The following is a 15,307-nucleotide window of genomic DNA, read 5'->3' on the forward strand; positions in this document are numbered from 1 at the left end:
GAAGCTTTTATTTTGTTTTTTTTAAGCTTCTGACTAAATTTGTAAAAATTTAAATTAATGAACTATACACTTGAGCTTAATACACAGGAGGCCGGCTCTAATATTGTATTCAACACAATCATATTTGATTCGTTCAAGGTTAATATAGTTGAAAGGTACGGCGGGAAAATGGGTTTTAACCCCAAATTATGGGAAGCTTTGTTTAAAGTAAGAACCATCGGCAATGAACTTATTGCCAGGAGAGACGGTAACATGAGGGTTAAAATCAAAGGAGACCAATTGGAAGCGTACAAGAAATTATCACAAGTGCTGAATTCGTACGACTATAAAAACAGACTGATCAACAGAAAGGCAGCTGAGGAAGACTACGTTCATTTTATCCTGAGCTTAGTCATCCAGAATTATCAGCTTAATTAAGATTTCTGTTAAATTTCTTATTTCACCGGCATCATGCCTGATGATAAGTAATGCGGAGCGAATGAATGATAAGATCTTAAGATTTGATTTATTGAGATTTGCCTGATGAACGGCAGTATGTGCTGACAGAAACAATTAAATGCTACGGTTAACAAGATAACGGCTGAAATTATTTTTCAGCCGTTATCTATTATGGTCTGACCATATCATCAAGCCTTTTATAAAATACCGAACCGGAGGCATCCATTTAATGTTGAAATACCATTGTAGAAGAAAATTATAGGACAGCAGCAGGTATTATGCATCTGTGGGAACTGAGCAACAGACGGACTGCATACAATGACCGGACAACCCATTCTGAAATTCCGGTTAAGATTCCGGACTGCGTACAGAATCCGATGCATTGCATTATACTACCTATCTGTTTATAAAATATTCTTTTTATCTTTGCTCCTCATTAATTAACAGACCGTATGCAATGGATACCTGCATCTGCTTTGAAATTTATACGGTACAAAATAATTTACAATCAGTAAATCCTACGATTAAAGCTTATGAACAAAAAGAAAATATTGGTTTTCGACGACGATAAAACTCTTTTGGATGTTCTTACGATGGTATTCTTTGATGAAGGTTATGAAGTTGAGATTTCAGAAACTTCACATGATATCATTGAGCGGGTTTCAAAATTCTGCCCTGATCTTATTCTCATGGACAACTATATTCCGGACATCGGCGGAACGGAAGCAATCAGGCTCCTAAGGACTCACGGACAGTTTAATCAGATCCCTGTTATTATCATAAGCGCAAGTACCAACATTGTTGCCCTGAAAAATGCATCAAAAGCAAATGATTACCTCAGAAAACCGTTTGATCTGTACGAACTTGAAAAACTGATTGCCCGATATCTTAAAGCGGAAACGGATGAATGAATGTAATATTACTGCTTCCCTATTCTGCGTAAAGATTTAAAATCTCCCTACATTCAGCTTATTCACCAACGAAAATAACCTCCTTAACTGGTCAATTTCAATCAAGATTATTATGGTTAACATTTATTTATAGAAATCCTTGTGCTTCACTACTTAATAAATAAGAGTTATTTCATGTCATATTAAAATTAAAAGACATAAAGCACAAGCCGCTAAAGCTGCAGTCGTATTGTTTACTTAACCCACTGATTGATTACAAATCTGCAAAATCAGGTAAAATCTAAATAATCGGATTTTTTTTCTGCACCCGTCTTTTCAGTGAAATTTTATTTTTTAAAAGAAACGTAGGACACCGAATCCTGAAGTTATGTTACAACAGCCTGAAATACCTGTAATAAGATATCAAAAGTTTTTTTTGGATCTAAGAAAATCTGTTTAAGGATGTACTTTGGTGCAGGTTCAGCAGATATATGCCACATGTGCTTAACATTCGGACCATTTTTGTATTTTTGTGACCTAATGCCTAACCCCCATACTATGACTGAGCCAGTAACATCTCTGAATTTTGAACAGCTAAATGAAGTACTTTCTTTCAGCAGTACCGCTACTGCTGTTCATGTGGGTGAAGAGGCACGGATTGAATTTGCAAACCAGGCAATGTTAACCATCTGGGGCCGGGGTATTGAAGTTATAGGTAAAGGATTGGTAGAAGCAATGCCGGAACTTTCAGACCAGCCATTTTTGGAAATGTTTGCCAGGGTATGGCGTGAAGGGATAACCATTTCAGGAAATGACACCCCTGCAGAGCTCCTGATAAATGGCGTACTTGATACCTATTACTTTGATTTTGAGTACCGTGCCATCAAAGATAAAAGCGGCCGGGTTATAGCCATTCTGCATAGCGCAACTGATGTGACTGAACGTTACCTGAACAGACGTACATTGCAGGAGGCGGCTCATAATAAAGAACTGCTTATTCGTGAGCAGTCGCTGAACGAACAGCTTGCAGCCTCAAATGAAGAACTCAATACCATCAATGAAGAACTCCAGGCAAGCAGGGAAGAGCTTTTCCGGATGAATCTTGAGCTTGAATCCATGGTGAACGACCGTGTGAAAGCATTTATTGAAAGTGAAGAACGCTTCAGGTCCATGGCTGACAACACAGACATCCTGGTAGCCGTCCGCGAAGAGACAGGAAAGCTGATTTATTTTAACAAAGCCTGGATTGAGTTTACCGGAAGAACTGCAGACCAACTGATCAGCACCGGATGGCATGACCTGATTCATGACCTGGACAGACAAAAATTTCTTGACATCCATCAGCGTGCATTTGGGAAGAGGGTTTCCTACAGCGATGAGGTCCGGGTACTCGGGGCTGACGGAGTCTATCATTGGCTGCTGAAAAAAGGAACGCCCAGATTTCTGTCTGACGGAAACTTTACCGGATACATCAGTTCCTGCATTGATATTACCCAGCGGAAGCTGGATGAGCAGCTGCTGCAGGATATGAATGAAGAGCTGGCAGCCTCCAATGAAGAGTTTGCCGCCCTTAATGAAGAGCTTGCGACAACCAATGAAGAGCTTGCAGAATCCAATGATGAACTGCTGCTCAGCGAAGCACGGTTCCGAAACCTGATCAACCAGGCGCCGTTTGCCATATGCGTGATCCGGGCGGAAGATCTTATCGTGGTTGAAGTAAATAACAGTTACCTGGAACTGGTAGGCAAAACCCGTCAGCAGTTAGAAAACCATACCATCTGGGATGGCGTAGCTGAAGTAGCTGAGGTATATGCCCCGCTGATGCAGCAGGTTATTGACACCGGTGTCGCATTCCATGGAAAAGAGCATGAACTGATACTGAACCGGAACGGCATTGCCGAAACAGTGTCTATTGATTTTGTTTACGAACCGGTAACGGATTTAAAAGGTAAAGTAACGTCAATTATGGTAGTGGGCAACGATGTAACCGATAAAGTAACGGCACGCAGGCAGATTGAAGATGCTGAGGAACGCAACCGTCTGGCCATTGAAGCGGCAGAAATCGGAACCTATGAGCTCAGTTACGCAGACCAGACCCTCAAAGGCTCGAAGCGTTTCGACGAAATCTTCGGGGTTAACAGCCCTGTTTCCAGGCAGCAGGTATTGTCTGTTTACCATCCTCTGGACGCCCACCTCAGCAACGAGGCCCATATGATCGCCCGAAAGACCGGCAGGCTGTTTTATGAAACCCGTATTCTACTTACAGACAGCTCTGTAAGATGGGTTCGCCTGCAGGGAGATGTTCATTACGACAGCCAGGGCAACCTGAAAAAAATGCTGGGGACCGTGATGGATATCACCGCTTTCAAGCAGCTTCAGCAGCAGAAAGACGATTTTATTTCAATTGCCAGCCATGAGCTTAAAACACCGCTCACCAGCCTGAAGGCTTCCTTACAGCTTCTGGAGCGGATGAAGGCAAGTCCGACCGCTTTGCTTCCCAGACTTGTTGAGCAATGCAACCGAAGTATGGAAAAAATTTCCGAGCTGGTGGAAGATCTGCTGAATGTGACAAGAATAAACGAAGGCAAAGTCATGCTGAATAAAAAGAAGTTCAGCCTGGCCCATATTATAGACGAATGCTGTACCCATGTAGCACAGCGGGGCACGCATGAGCTGATTGTGGAAGGCGAAAAAGACCTTGAAATTGTGGCAGATGAAAACCGGATAGAACAGGTAGTTACAAATTTCATTACCAATGCTATCAAATATGCACCGAACAGCAGGCAGATCTTCCTCACCATTGAACATCCCGGTGACTCGGTAAAGATTTCACTTAGGGATACCGGCCCCGGTATTCCGACCGATAAGCTTCCGCATCTGTTTGACCGCTATTTCAGGGTAGACCAGAGCGGCGTACAGGTTTCCGGACTGGGATTAGGGCTTTATATCTGTTCAGACATCATCCAGCGCCATGGCGGAAAGATTGGTGTAGAAAGTGCGGAAGGTGAAGGAACAACGTTTTGGTTTACACTGCCGGATTAAGGCTGGTGCATCTGGACATAATTAATCACAGGGAAACAAGTCTGAATTTTTATTTTATATTTTTAGTCTGTTTTAAATTAACAAATCCAATTATTTATTAAGTTTTAAAATAATAATCCGAGAGTTTTCCGGCATGAATTGTTTTTTGGAATAGCATCTGGTTTTTCTTTTAAACCTGCCAGGTAATGCCTGATTCTGGAATCAATTATAACGTTCAACCGTGAATGTTTCAGTTTTTGATTCTCAATACTTATCCAGCGAATCAATTCTGAATAACTTTTCCGGTGATCAGATCACTGCAAAATCATTACGATCCCTGTCCTTCAGTCATTCCCAAATTTTTTAAAAGTTGCCGTGCTTCTTTCCGTACAAATAAAACCGATGAGGCGTTTTCCAGATCTATCAACAGCAACCCGCGTCCAACACCAGTTTTTTTGTTTTCTATGTAACTTTTAATTTCATCCAGTTCAACAATTTCCAGAGGCTTTTGTGATGTAGGAAGAGAAACCGATTCCCGCCATTTTTTCACCCATTGGTAAACTGAACCGTGGCTGATATTCAATAATTTTCCAATAGCTCTGAAACCCATTCCCGCCAGATACATTTCCAAAGCTAATCTCTTCTGTTCGGGGCTTTTTACATCAGATTTCCTTTCAACGCTGTAAAAACAACCACAGTCTTTACATTTATACCTCTGAAGCTCTCTTATAAAGCCTGCTTTTACCCTCTTCTCTGATTGACATTTATAACATTTCATAAAGCTGATTTATAAATACATCTTAATTAGCCGTTTCAAGCAATCTGCACTTTTGAGACTATTGGTCATATCCATGAGATATTTCCTGATTTCCCTCCGCCGATATATTTTAATATCTCATACAGTAAGCAAGGCATGTGTTTCCGGATCTCAAAATTTATTTCATATACCATTTCTGTTATCTGCCGGTTTTCCCGTTAAGCACATATGACAGATGGTATTGATTTTATCCTGTATTCTACCTGACTGAATTTCACTCTGATATTGATACATAGAGATACTTTTTTCCGGCTTTCATTCTCATGATCTTTATATTTAATTTAATCTTCTGTATTTCTGGTCATTATTAATTTAAACCGGAACAGGGAAAAGGTTAAAAGTCAGTCAATGAAAATCCCTGCTATGAAAATGCCAGGTGAGAACTATATCTATATATAAACTGTACTATATACTTACGATATCCGTCAAATCATTGACAGATAACTGACTATTCAATAAAGATTTAAAGTCCATTTTTAAGCTTAAAAACAACTTTACCGCCATGATCTGGTAATTGAAACATCACAGACGGTTTCATTTTCAAAACTGATCAGAAGGGATACTTTTTGTCCAAGCCAATTGGTCTTCAGTTCATATATCCAAACATCAAAAGGATAGTGGTTCATCTGATTACCCATTTCCAGCATCACCTGCTGTTTTGACTTTCCAATAAGGTATTTATATTCACTTAACTTCATAATTAGATTATTAGTCACAGTAAAACTTTTATGATATTAATGTTTACAACATCAATCCGGTAATGATTAGCACTAAATTAAATACAATGACCGTCATCTTAAAATTTTAATTTATCATTAATATATTGAATACTAACCATTTGGTTTCAGCTATTTAAGCTGTGTGGTCATTAATTACTGCAATATCTGATCGTTGCCTTTTGTCACACTAATGTATATATTATTGATTTATGACAACAGATCCAGTTTTAAATAAAATACTTATCCAGAGCACAAAATAATGAAGAGGCTTCTGCTTAATTACAAGACCCCATTAAACAGACTTACCGTCCCCATCATACTGCATTACAAGCAACCGGCAACTAATTTGACTTTCATTCTATTTTATATTTTTAGTATCAGCACTGCAATCCGAGGCTTTTGTCATGATAAGCCGGAATCCAGTCAGAGTTGATGCTTTTCGGATACTGGATTTTATGTCTTTTTCTGTCTAAGTACATCTTATCTTCAGAAACTACAATTCTATCACAGTTTACCGATGTCAAGATGATCTGATCTGAGGCGTATAAGGTATCCTGCGCTACGCAAGCGGCTATCCGGAATATTTTACAGTTGCCAGGGCTAGGGCCATATCACAGTAAAAATTAAAACAACAGTTTTATTTTATAAGGTTTAAAAATAAAACCGGGACAGATAAATTTTAAGGATGAATCATTTTTGAATGTTTCTCTGCCCCGGAACTAAACATTACCTAATTATTTAATTTCATTTAAAATATTTTTATAAAAGTCATTCCTTATGATACCGTTCAATACAACTGCTACAGGCTTTACCAAAAGTTATATAAAATAGTTATCTGGGACGAGTTTAATGTATGGTTATCAGTCTTTCAGTTCTAAAAGGGTATTTTTAAAAATATCTTTTTCACTTACATACAATTTTTCACAGATTTTAGTTTCCACTAAATATTTCCCTTTCTTCAGGGTGATGAAATTTTCTGAGTTTTCTTTCACCGGCATCTTATAATAACTGTCATTTTTCAACCTTATAATGAAATTGCATTTGGTTTTGTTACGGACAAGAAGTACAGCCGTATCATTTTCTGAATTGTCGGTAAACAGATTATTCAGCAGCTTAACTGTTTTTTCGTTATGTTCAGAAGATGTTTCAGAAATAAGTTTCTCAAATTCTTCTTTTTCCAGTGTCTGATAATTAACAGAAGGTATTGTTGTTGAAACCAATGGCCTCATTTCCATAGCGGGACCGCTCCCTGGTTTTGTCCATGCCTGGTTTTTAAGATCTATTAATTTTCTTTTTAAAATCTGCCTTCTTGGATCATCTGCATGACAGGTTTGTAAAAAATTTGTTATTTCTGTAATATCATTTGATTTTAAGATATTTTTTGTGTTCTTCTGGGCGTTTAAAATAAAGAAACCCAAAAAGAATATAACCTGGAATACTTTTTTTATCTGTGTTTTTTTCATGATCAGCATTTATTGTGATAGGGCATGCCAACCCTGCAACGTATTATCTGGTTTTGTTCCTTTTAGAAATACAGCTTTTTCCAGCTGGCAACTGTGTTTCTGCTCATGTTGAAATGCTTGGCGAGTTCTGCATTATTAAGACAGTGCTTTTTCTGATAATCCAATATTTTAAAAACAGTAGTTTTATCATAGGATTTTAATTTTTGGTTTTCAGAATTATTGGTCTCTGATAAATCTTTAGTTAAAAAATTATTAAGCTTAATAATGTCTAATGTGCTAAGCATCTCTTTTTTTAAGATATTTTCGCATATTTTCTTTTTCTCCGGGTATTTTAATGCGATCATATCATTGTAGATTTTTTTGTAATCAGGATTGTTATTCATTGCAGTGATAAATTAAGGTTGATGAAATATTTATAATACTTGCCAAAAGGTTTATTCGTTTTTCAAAAATAAATCAATCCCTATGTTTATGTATCTATAATGAATTTCCTGATTGTCAGAATGCGAGTTTCAACAAATCACCCGTGCAAAGACATGAAATAACGATCAGTTCTCTTTAATTCTGAGATTTTAGATATTGAAGTCATTTCAGTTTCCCTCTGCAAATTTTGTGAAGCGTTGATGGTAAAGCTGAATAATTATCCGATCCGAACTGATTAATAATGATAATTATAAAATTTTACTGAAGATGATTTAAATTTTATAAAAGTTCACATCTTTGGTAAGTCCTAAATACTTTGTTTTTGATAGAAAGCACTTTTGAAACAGATATTTATTCTATGATTATATTTTGTTCATGAAACATCATGTATTTCGCTGTACCCTTTGTGAATGACGGATATCTTACCTCCTTGGCTGCAGTTGCAAAAACTTGCTTCAGTAAGGATTTTCAGTTCGTTAATGGAATCTTTTATTGTGGTATTTACCCATGATGTCGGCATTGGCTGACAATCTTTCTGTGTGATACTGCAAGATCCGAAAACAGGAATATTAATGTTGGCCTGTTTATCCATTTCAGTTGCAATGAGCTTATTGTCAGCTTTGCAGAAATTCTGGCTGGTTACTTTTAATTGAGCAGGCGATGTGCCTTTATCACATGTTAATTTTGCCTGTTCTGTAATTTTTGCCGGCATATCGTATGTTTTATTAATTACTATATATAATTTTGATGCTTGGTTGAAGCTAATTTTCTTCAAGGGAGTTTGGTACCTGCAAATTACAATTAACAGATTTTCAAAAATACACCGGGCTTTTAATAGCGGGGAAGAGTTGTCTGGTATTTATTAAATCTTCTTATTTAATAAAATGATTATAACCTGACTTCAAAAAGTGGCGGCGGCTGTTTAAAGTATTTTCTTGACGATGCTTCTGTTTGTGAATTTTCCTGTAAAATTTTCCACTGCCAATGATATGTAGTGATAACATCTTTTTTCCTCTCGTCCCCAAATGCATCAGAATAATCCATTAAATTGTCGGTTTCGTATTTTTCAAAAACAAATTTGCTTTTTTCTTCAAACGTATGGTGCAGCCCCATGGCATGCATAATTTCATGCGTGGTCACACTCCTGTTATCTGAATTATATCCACGATCAAAGAGAAGTGCTGTTTTATACTTACATATAGCATAACCTGTAGCTTTTGTACATCTTTCATTGATAAAGAAAACTTTTACAGCATCTTTATACTTTTCAGGATACAGTATCTCTAATTCTGATAATAAAAACTTCATTAATTTCTTATCATTATCACTGTCATTAACAATTTCGTTATTTTCCAGGGTTACAGAATTAATAAACCGTGACTGCCTGTTATGTTTTATTCCGCTAACAGGATGAGAGTTTACACTACAATCCAGATTAATAGTATCCTTAAAAACAGGATTGATAAGAGCCTGGTTTAAAAACTTCTGAATCTCATGTTCGCGTGCCCATACTGTGGGATATTTCTTTTGATTGCCGATGTCCGTTGACACTTCTATGAAAACCACAGGTACATCATACCTCTTTTTATTGGCTTTGACCGTTAATCCGCCGGCCAGTATTTTATTAACATTGCCATCTTCAGTCTTATAAGAGGCAAAGAGTTCTATTTTACGGTCCAGTGACAGCTCTTCCGTGCAGGTGATGGTTACCGAGATCTGATGGTTCCCCTCCGTCAGGGGAAAGGGATCATGGGTAATTTGAAATTTTTTAGTGTCGTATTTTAAAGTGACTTCCTGCGCCGCTTCCTTTATGTTGATTAAAAGGGTGAGCCGGGCTGTAGTATTGGTATAGAGGGAATTCTTCCTGACGCTTTCCCCGTTTACTTTTCTGAAATAGGTAAGCGGATAAAGGCATAAATAAGGATACGCGTACGATTTGGGAACGCTATTCCCCGATTCATCCGTATGGTTGTACACATAATACGAGAAACTGGAAATCAGCTTGAGATACTGCCCGCGGCTTTTCACAAATGCACCATTCTCTATCTTTCCGGTAATCTGTGAGTAAGGCACATCCCCGGGAAAATCTGTATCCCCTGCCCTTACCCAGTCAAAACCATATCCCTCTCCGTTCCAGTTCGGCAGCGGCCTGAAGTGGGCAATGTACCGCCCGTCCATCTCCTTCTGAAGAGGCTGAAAATCCCTCGGGATATTGGACAGGTTGTTGCCGTCCTTGCCCAGTATATGGGTTTTGCCTTTACTGTTTATCGTGGTTTCCTCATCAGAATGGACCATTAGTTTTTCCAGACCGGATATCCCGGTAGTTTTCCCCTGGATTTCAGTATGCTGCTCTGAATGAAGCGTTGTCTTTCCGCTCTGGATGTTAAAATGTACCGGTACCGACATCTCCATGAATGGCGTGGAAAACATGGCTCCGGAAATCATATGGAAAGCGGCCAGGTTGCCGGACATAAATTCCATGCTGTTTCCCGTTTTTACCTCCAGGTTTTTACCCGCATTCATCGTGATGTCTTCACCCGCATCAAAGGTGATGCTTTTAGGGGCACTTACCCTGATATTCCCTGCTCCGTCCATGAAATAGGTATTCCCGCTCGGATCATACAGCGTCACGCTCTTGTCTGTGTCGTTGAGCAGTACTCTTATCCCGCTCCTGGTCTGAATGGATTTTAAATGGTTGTCAATGCCTCCTCCCTGCCCGTTTTTCCCATGGAACATCCCTCCCATGGCAAACGGGAAATCCGGGTGGCTGTACTCAAACCCTACCATCACCTGGTCCCCTACTTCCGGAACGGCCACAAAACCCCGGTTCTGCTGAACTGCATCCGTCCCTCCCGCATCGGGGCTCATCATCCTGATGAAGTGCGTCGAGCCTTCAGACTGCCAGTCAAAACGTACCCGGATCCGGCCCTGGCTAAGCGGATCACTGTTGGACACTACCGTAGCCAATTGCGGCTCGGCCCTGGAAACAATGAGTTCAGGCCTTGGCAGAAAGCCCGTACCTTCTGCAATCGATTTGAACTTACCGGTGTAATTCCCTAAACCATCTACAACATGAGAGACTTCTGTAATCATAAGCCTGGTAAAATATGACGTCCGGCAGGTACCGGGGCGCCTCATCTCCAGATCCGCCACACAGCCGGGATATAAAAAAGGAACCGTGGTTTTTCCCGATACTGTAAAAACCCCTGAAGCTGAACTCCCCCGGGCGCTGTTCTGAGAGTCGTCTATATCAAGCTCCATGTTGGCACTCAACGGAACAGGCAACAGGGACTCGGACTTATAAATATTTTTATTGATTTCGTAAGCCTGCGAGGCAAGCTCCCCGACATGCCTGGGATCCGAATCCAAACCCGACATCCTCTTGTCACTGCTGCTGTTATAACCGAAATAATAAGAACGGGTATAGGCTGCGTTAAGCTTTACCTTGACCTGACGGACACTGCTCCCGTATGCCAGCACTAAAGCTTTTTCAGCAGCCGGGAGCTTCCCGAAATGAAGCACCCCGCCGTCATAGTAAAAATGCTCCCCGTAGGCCTGCGCTATCCTTGACAGATAGTGATAGTGGGTCTCATTGTACTGTGCACTGTAATTGATATAGCTTTTACTCCGGGTATCAATCCTGACATCGAAGGTGCCGGAGGGCAGGCTCTGCTTTATAATGTTATCCGCAATGATGGATGTATTGACAGGCTTCTCGCCTCCGAAGCTCTGGAAGTGCGGCGCGGCATCCATAAGCAAGGTAGGGCTCCCTCCCTTTAGTACAAGATCACCAAGGCTCATCTCTTCCTGACTGAAGGCCACCTGGGTTACCACCCCGGTAAAAGAACGCTCAGGGCTCTCTTCTTCAAGATCCCTGTACCTGAAAATAACCGTTATCCGGCTTCCCAGGAATTTCTGGGCCTCTTTTAAATGATGGTCCTGGGCCTGACCCAGGACATCATGTGCCAGAATAAGCTCAAAAAAGTGATGCGTCACCGTACTTTGCCGGAGCTTAAAATACTTGAAATGTCGGATGATCCGACCGCCGATCACAATCTCAAGCCGGACCATGCGCGAAATGCCCCGGACAGTGCTCCCTGAAAGCATATCCGAATTAGAAATCTTTTTCATAATATCTGTGTTACATGGAAAATAAATTAATAAAAAAGTTAAAGCGTAAATTGCATGGAAATCTTTTGAAATATAATTTTCCTTTATGTTTTAACAATCTCTCTGGAACTTATGTCACTATTATTTATTCTCGCCATAATAAAAAAAGCATCAGTAATATATTTTTACAATATCAATTTTATACTATCTTATCTCATCAGTAGCCATGCCTGATTTATTCTTTAATGATTTTGGCTTCGTATGTACGTATGCTGTTGTTAACAGAAAGAATGTAGACTCCTGATTTCAGGTTTTGCAGATACTTATTTATTTCTTTATTTATTTCATCCAGAATATTGTCCGAAGAAAATAACAGCTTTCCGGTAGTATCATATAATTTAACCCTGACATTTCCTTTTGAATTTTTAAGAGCAATATTTATCTTCTCTCCGTTTTTAAGAGGATTTGGATAGACTGTAAAGTCATGGTTATTTATAGGATTGCTATCCGTAATACCCAATGTTGAAGCTGGGTAAACGAGAATTTTCTGTCCGTTATACCCTATAGCAAATACTTTCTGAGCACCATATGGAAAATCTACAAAGGTTTCGGACAGCGTTGTATCTCCGGCACCTACAATAGAGACACTGATCAACTGGTTTAATGCACCGTAAGTCTCAAATGCTACCGCATTGTTCCATTTAGAATTATCGACTTTTACAAAACTTCCAAGACTATTATTAACCAACTGAGCACCTGCGCCTGTAATCCCTGAAACCGGCAACAGGTTTTTGTAAGCCTGTAAACTGTTTGCTGAAATGTAGTTTACTACAGGAGAAACAGGCTTGGCATAGCCTTTTATAAGTATGTAGTTTTTAACTTCATCAATCATGCTCTGGGTAATGGTAAGCTGTGCATTGGAATAATCTGATATTAATGTATTGACGGGAATTAAAAAACCTGTATAGGTAAAAAAGTCTGTGAGATCTTCCTGTACGGCATCACAGGTGTTTTTTATAAAATTCATTACCAACTGTCCCTGACTAAGCTGCGATTCATCCGTATTTAAAACTTTATCGGCAACATTAGCAAACCAATGTGCGTAATCTATTCCCATAACAGGAGTTGCCGGAGCCGTGGTATTTTCATCAGATATATCAGCATCAAAAGCCAGAGGAACAGCATTTTTAGAAGCACCTGCCAGCTGGTAGTAAAGCATAAGCTGCCAGAAAGGAACGAGTGCCCTGAAATTTTTATCTAAAGGATTTACAAAATCCGCCCTGAACTGTTCTGCATAACTTTTTCCATTAATCCGGGTCTGTATGATGAATTCTCCAAATCTGTTTCCCTCAATCTGAGGATAGGAAGTCCTATCTCCTATTTCGCTCTCCAGTCTGGTAAGCCTGTTTGCTCCCAAAGGCGTATAAAGATGATAACAGGCCCATAATGAATAAAGATTATTGGTGATTTCTGAGGTTCCAACCCAAGCTAAACCTGGCCTGATTTGATTGATATGCCCTAATTCATGGGCAACGCCCCATAAAGAAAGGCCATCAGAAGAAGCTGATGCTGAAGTTCCCCAGGTGAGATCCAGATGAACCCCCAGGTCTCCTGCATACCATCCTCCTGTAGATTCCGTATATACAAGCTGTCTGTTTTTTATATTTTTGTTGAACTTAAAAAAGCCCATCATTTCTCTTTCTGATTTCGCAACAGCATCATATTTATCAATTAAAGGCTGAGCATTAAAATAATGAAAATTGCTTACAGCGGATTTATCTATTACCAGTTTGGTATAGTAACCTTCGATATCTACTTTAGGATAAACGTCATTGGTCAGTGTTTGAGTCCATTCTGAAGATGGAGTTCCCTTTTTGTAGAAACCATTTACAATACCTCCGGCTATATTTACGGAAACTTCCGGTGCCGTTACATCATCTGTGAAATATGAAATATATCCTATTCCCGCACTCGTAACAGGAAGTACATTAAGTCCGTTTTTTAACGGATATTTTTTTTCCGGTGACGAACCTTCCGTTGCAAAATCCCTTATTTTTAAATACACTTTATTGGCCGTTGAAATATTTTTTGCAAAGACAACAGCAGTCGTATTTGCCTTAAATGCTATTCCCGTGGGATTTTCATAGCTGTTGTAATTCCCAATTTTGTATGATGTGTTAATTGATTCAATTTTTTTATACGCAGAGAAGGCCTGAACTCTGTATTTTTTATTGTACGTATTGTTGAAAATGCATTGTGCAAGCCCTTTTATAAATGGTGAAGCAATAGAATTGATATCCTGTTGGGTTATCCCAGGCTTCAGGATACTGAAAACCGGATCATTGAAAATATTGGAATAGTCAGAGAGATTAAATCCGTTGGGATTAAACTGGAAAAATTCCATTTCAGCACAGCTGGCAAAATTATTTTTACCGTCAAGAACCTCAATTTTTATAGTCAAGGGAACAATTGCAGAGGGAAAATCCATAATCTTCACATTCTCATCCTGTCCCAGATTATAGGTTAAAATATCAATATATGCTGCATCAGAAATTGTATTGTAACTGATTTTTACATTTCCGAAAAACCCGTTTGTCCCACCACTCTGCCTGGGTGAATATTTAATGTAATTTATGGCTTTCAGACCATCAAACTTATAAATCAGTGAAATAGGAAATGTTGCAGATGTCCCGTTCCAGTCTGAGTGGTACATCGTATTTAAATCCCCGTCAAAGGACTGATCAATATTTTGTCCGGGCTGAAAGCTGGATGCTGAAGAACCTGTAATTTCAGGCACTATGAGAATATCCGGATTGCTATAGAATTCATTTACAGGAAGTGGACACTCTTCTTGTACAGGATCCATTTGTTCTGCAGAATAAAATTCTGTTTCTGCACAGCTGGAAAAATTATTTTGAGCATTGAGAACGTCAATTCTAATGGCAGCAGGATGAATAATCGGTGCCGGCAAATTTATTGTTTTTGCAGTGTTATCTGCAGAAAACGGAATCACTCCCGTTATATTGATGAAAACATCAGGATTGGCCTGTGTAGAATACGAAACCTTTATACTTGTCCAGATCCCATTATACTCCGTAATCCTGGGATTATATATTATCTTATTGATACTTTTTACCCTGTTGGAAAAATAAAAAGTCAGCTGATCCGGTACGGCTGTATTCAGATTATACCGTGAATGGTATAATGTGTTTAAATTATTGTCAATGCATCTGCCTGCTTCCTCTCCGTTTTGTGATGGCTGTAATGAACTGGCATATGCCACCGGCATCTTATATTGGGAAGAGACAAGCTGACAGAAAAGAAAAAAGAATAAGATAAAATTATTATTTTTCATAATACTGATGTTTAACTTATTTGAAAGATGAATCAGAAAGATTGAGCGTATTGCAGCTTTATAAAATTATC

Annotated in this window: 10 protein-coding genes; 3 read left to right on the forward strand and 7 right to left on the reverse strand. The window is 39.1% G+C overall.

What is annotated here, in order from left to right:
* The first annotated feature begins 57 nt into the window (after positions 1-57).
* The 3 genes from SD427_RS11000 to SD427_RS11010 all read left to right on the forward strand — a co-directional run bounded on the left by SD427_RS11000 (position 58) and on the right by SD427_RS11010 (position 4,370).
* A complete protein-coding gene (locus tag SD427_RS11000; protein ID WP_320557843.1) occupies positions 58-417 on the forward strand; it encodes a prevent-host-death protein in 360 nt (119 codons plus the stop codon).
* Between the two features lie 554 nt (positions 418-971).
* Positions 972-1,349: a response regulator gene (locus tag SD427_RS11005; RefSeq protein WP_320557844.1), complete on the forward strand. Its 378-nt coding sequence runs from the start codon at positions 972-974 to the stop codon at positions 1,347-1,349.
* A 537-nt stretch (positions 1,350-1,886) separates the two neighbouring features.
* A complete protein-coding gene (locus SD427_RS11010) occupies positions 1,887-4,370 on the forward strand; it encodes a PAS domain S-box protein (RefSeq protein WP_320557845.1) in 2,484 nt (827 codons plus the stop codon).
* Between the two features lie 307 nt (positions 4,371-4,677).
* On the opposite strand, the gene SD427_RS11015 is transcribed toward SD427_RS11010, so the two are convergent.
* The 7 genes from SD427_RS11015 to SD427_RS11045 all read right to left on the reverse strand — a co-directional run bounded on the left by SD427_RS11015 (position 4,678) and on the right by SD427_RS11045 (position 15,236).
* Positions 4,678-5,127: a helix-turn-helix domain-containing protein gene (locus SD427_RS11015; RefSeq protein WP_320557846.1), complete on the reverse strand. Its 450-nt coding sequence runs from the start codon at positions 5,125-5,127 to the stop codon at positions 4,678-4,680.
* A 533-nt stretch (positions 5,128-5,660) separates the two neighbouring features.
* Positions 5,661-5,864: a hypothetical protein gene (locus SD427_RS11020; protein ID WP_320557847.1), complete on the reverse strand. Its 204-nt coding sequence runs from the start codon at positions 5,862-5,864 to the stop codon at positions 5,661-5,663.
* Between the two features lie 881 nt (positions 5,865-6,745).
* Positions 6,746-7,348, reverse strand: coding sequence for a DUF6759 domain-containing protein (locus SD427_RS11025; protein ID WP_320557848.1), 603 nt, complete (start codon positions 7,346-7,348; stop codon positions 6,746-6,748).
* A 62-nt stretch (positions 7,349-7,410) separates the two neighbouring features.
* On the reverse strand, positions 7,411-7,731 hold the full coding sequence (locus tag SD427_RS11030; protein WP_320557849.1) for a helix-turn-helix domain-containing protein: 321 nt from the start codon (positions 7,729-7,731) through the stop codon (positions 7,411-7,413).
* Between the two features lie 413 nt (positions 7,732-8,144).
* Complete coding sequence (locus SD427_RS11035) at positions 8,145-8,483, reverse strand: DUF4280 domain-containing protein (protein ID WP_320557850.1); 339 nt, start codon at positions 8,481-8,483, stop codon at positions 8,145-8,147.
* A 176-nt stretch (positions 8,484-8,659) separates the two neighbouring features.
* The gene (locus SD427_RS11040) at positions 8,660-11,902 is read right to left on the reverse strand and encodes a phage baseplate assembly protein V (RefSeq protein ID WP_320557851.1); all 3,243 of its coding nucleotides are present in this window, start codon (positions 11,900-11,902) and stop codon (positions 8,660-8,662) included.
* Positions 11,903-12,116: 214 nt separating this feature from the next.
* Positions 12,117-15,236 (reverse strand): M60 family metallopeptidase, encoded by a 3,120-nt coding sequence (locus SD427_RS11045; RefSeq protein WP_320557852.1) that lies wholly within the window; start codon positions 15,234-15,236, stop codon positions 12,117-12,119.
* Between the last annotated feature and the right edge of the window lie 71 nt (positions 15,237-15,307).

Origin of the sequence: Chryseobacterium sp. JJR-5R (assembly GCF_034047335.1) — a bacterium.
Classification (GTDB): Bacteria; Bacteroidota; Bacteroidia; order Flavobacteriales; family Weeksellaceae; genus Chryseobacterium.

Excerpts from the sequence above, each read along its gene's own strand:
- SD427_RS11035 (WP_320557850.1), bottom strand. The coding sequence starts at position 8,483 with ATGCCGGCAAAAATTACAGAACAGGCAAAATTAACATGTGATAAAGGC.
- SD427_RS11045 (WP_320557852.1), bottom strand. The coding sequence starts at position 15,236 with ATGAAAAATAATAATTTTATCTTATTCTTTTTTCTTTTCTGTCAGCTT.
- SD427_RS11025 (WP_320557848.1), bottom strand. The coding sequence starts at position 7,348 with ATGAAAAAAACACAGATAAAAAAAGTATTCCAGGTTATATTCTTTTTG.
- SD427_RS11040 (WP_320557851.1), bottom strand. The coding sequence starts at position 11,902 with ATGAAAAAGATTTCTAATTCGGATATGCTTTCAGGGAGCACTGTCCGG.
- SD427_RS11030 (WP_320557849.1), bottom strand. The coding sequence starts at position 7,731 with ATGAATAACAATCCTGATTACAAAAAAATCTACAATGATATGATCGCA.
- SD427_RS11005 (WP_320557844.1), top strand. The coding sequence starts at position 972 with ATGAACAAAAAGAAAATATTGGTTTTCGACGACGATAAAACTCTTTTG.
- SD427_RS11020 (WP_320557847.1), bottom strand. The coding sequence starts at position 5,864 with ATGAAGTTAAGTGAATATAAATACCTTATTGGAAAGTCAAAACAGCAG.
- SD427_RS11000 (WP_320557843.1), top strand. The coding sequence starts at position 58 with ATGAACTATACACTTGAGCTTAATACACAGGAGGCCGGCTCTAATATT.
- SD427_RS11010 (WP_320557845.1), top strand. The coding sequence starts at position 1,887 with ATGACTGAGCCAGTAACATCTCTGAATTTTGAACAGCTAAATGAAGTA.
- SD427_RS11015 (WP_320557846.1), bottom strand. The coding sequence starts at position 5,127 with ATGAAATGTTATAAATGTCAATCAGAGAAGAGGGTAAAAGCAGGCTTT.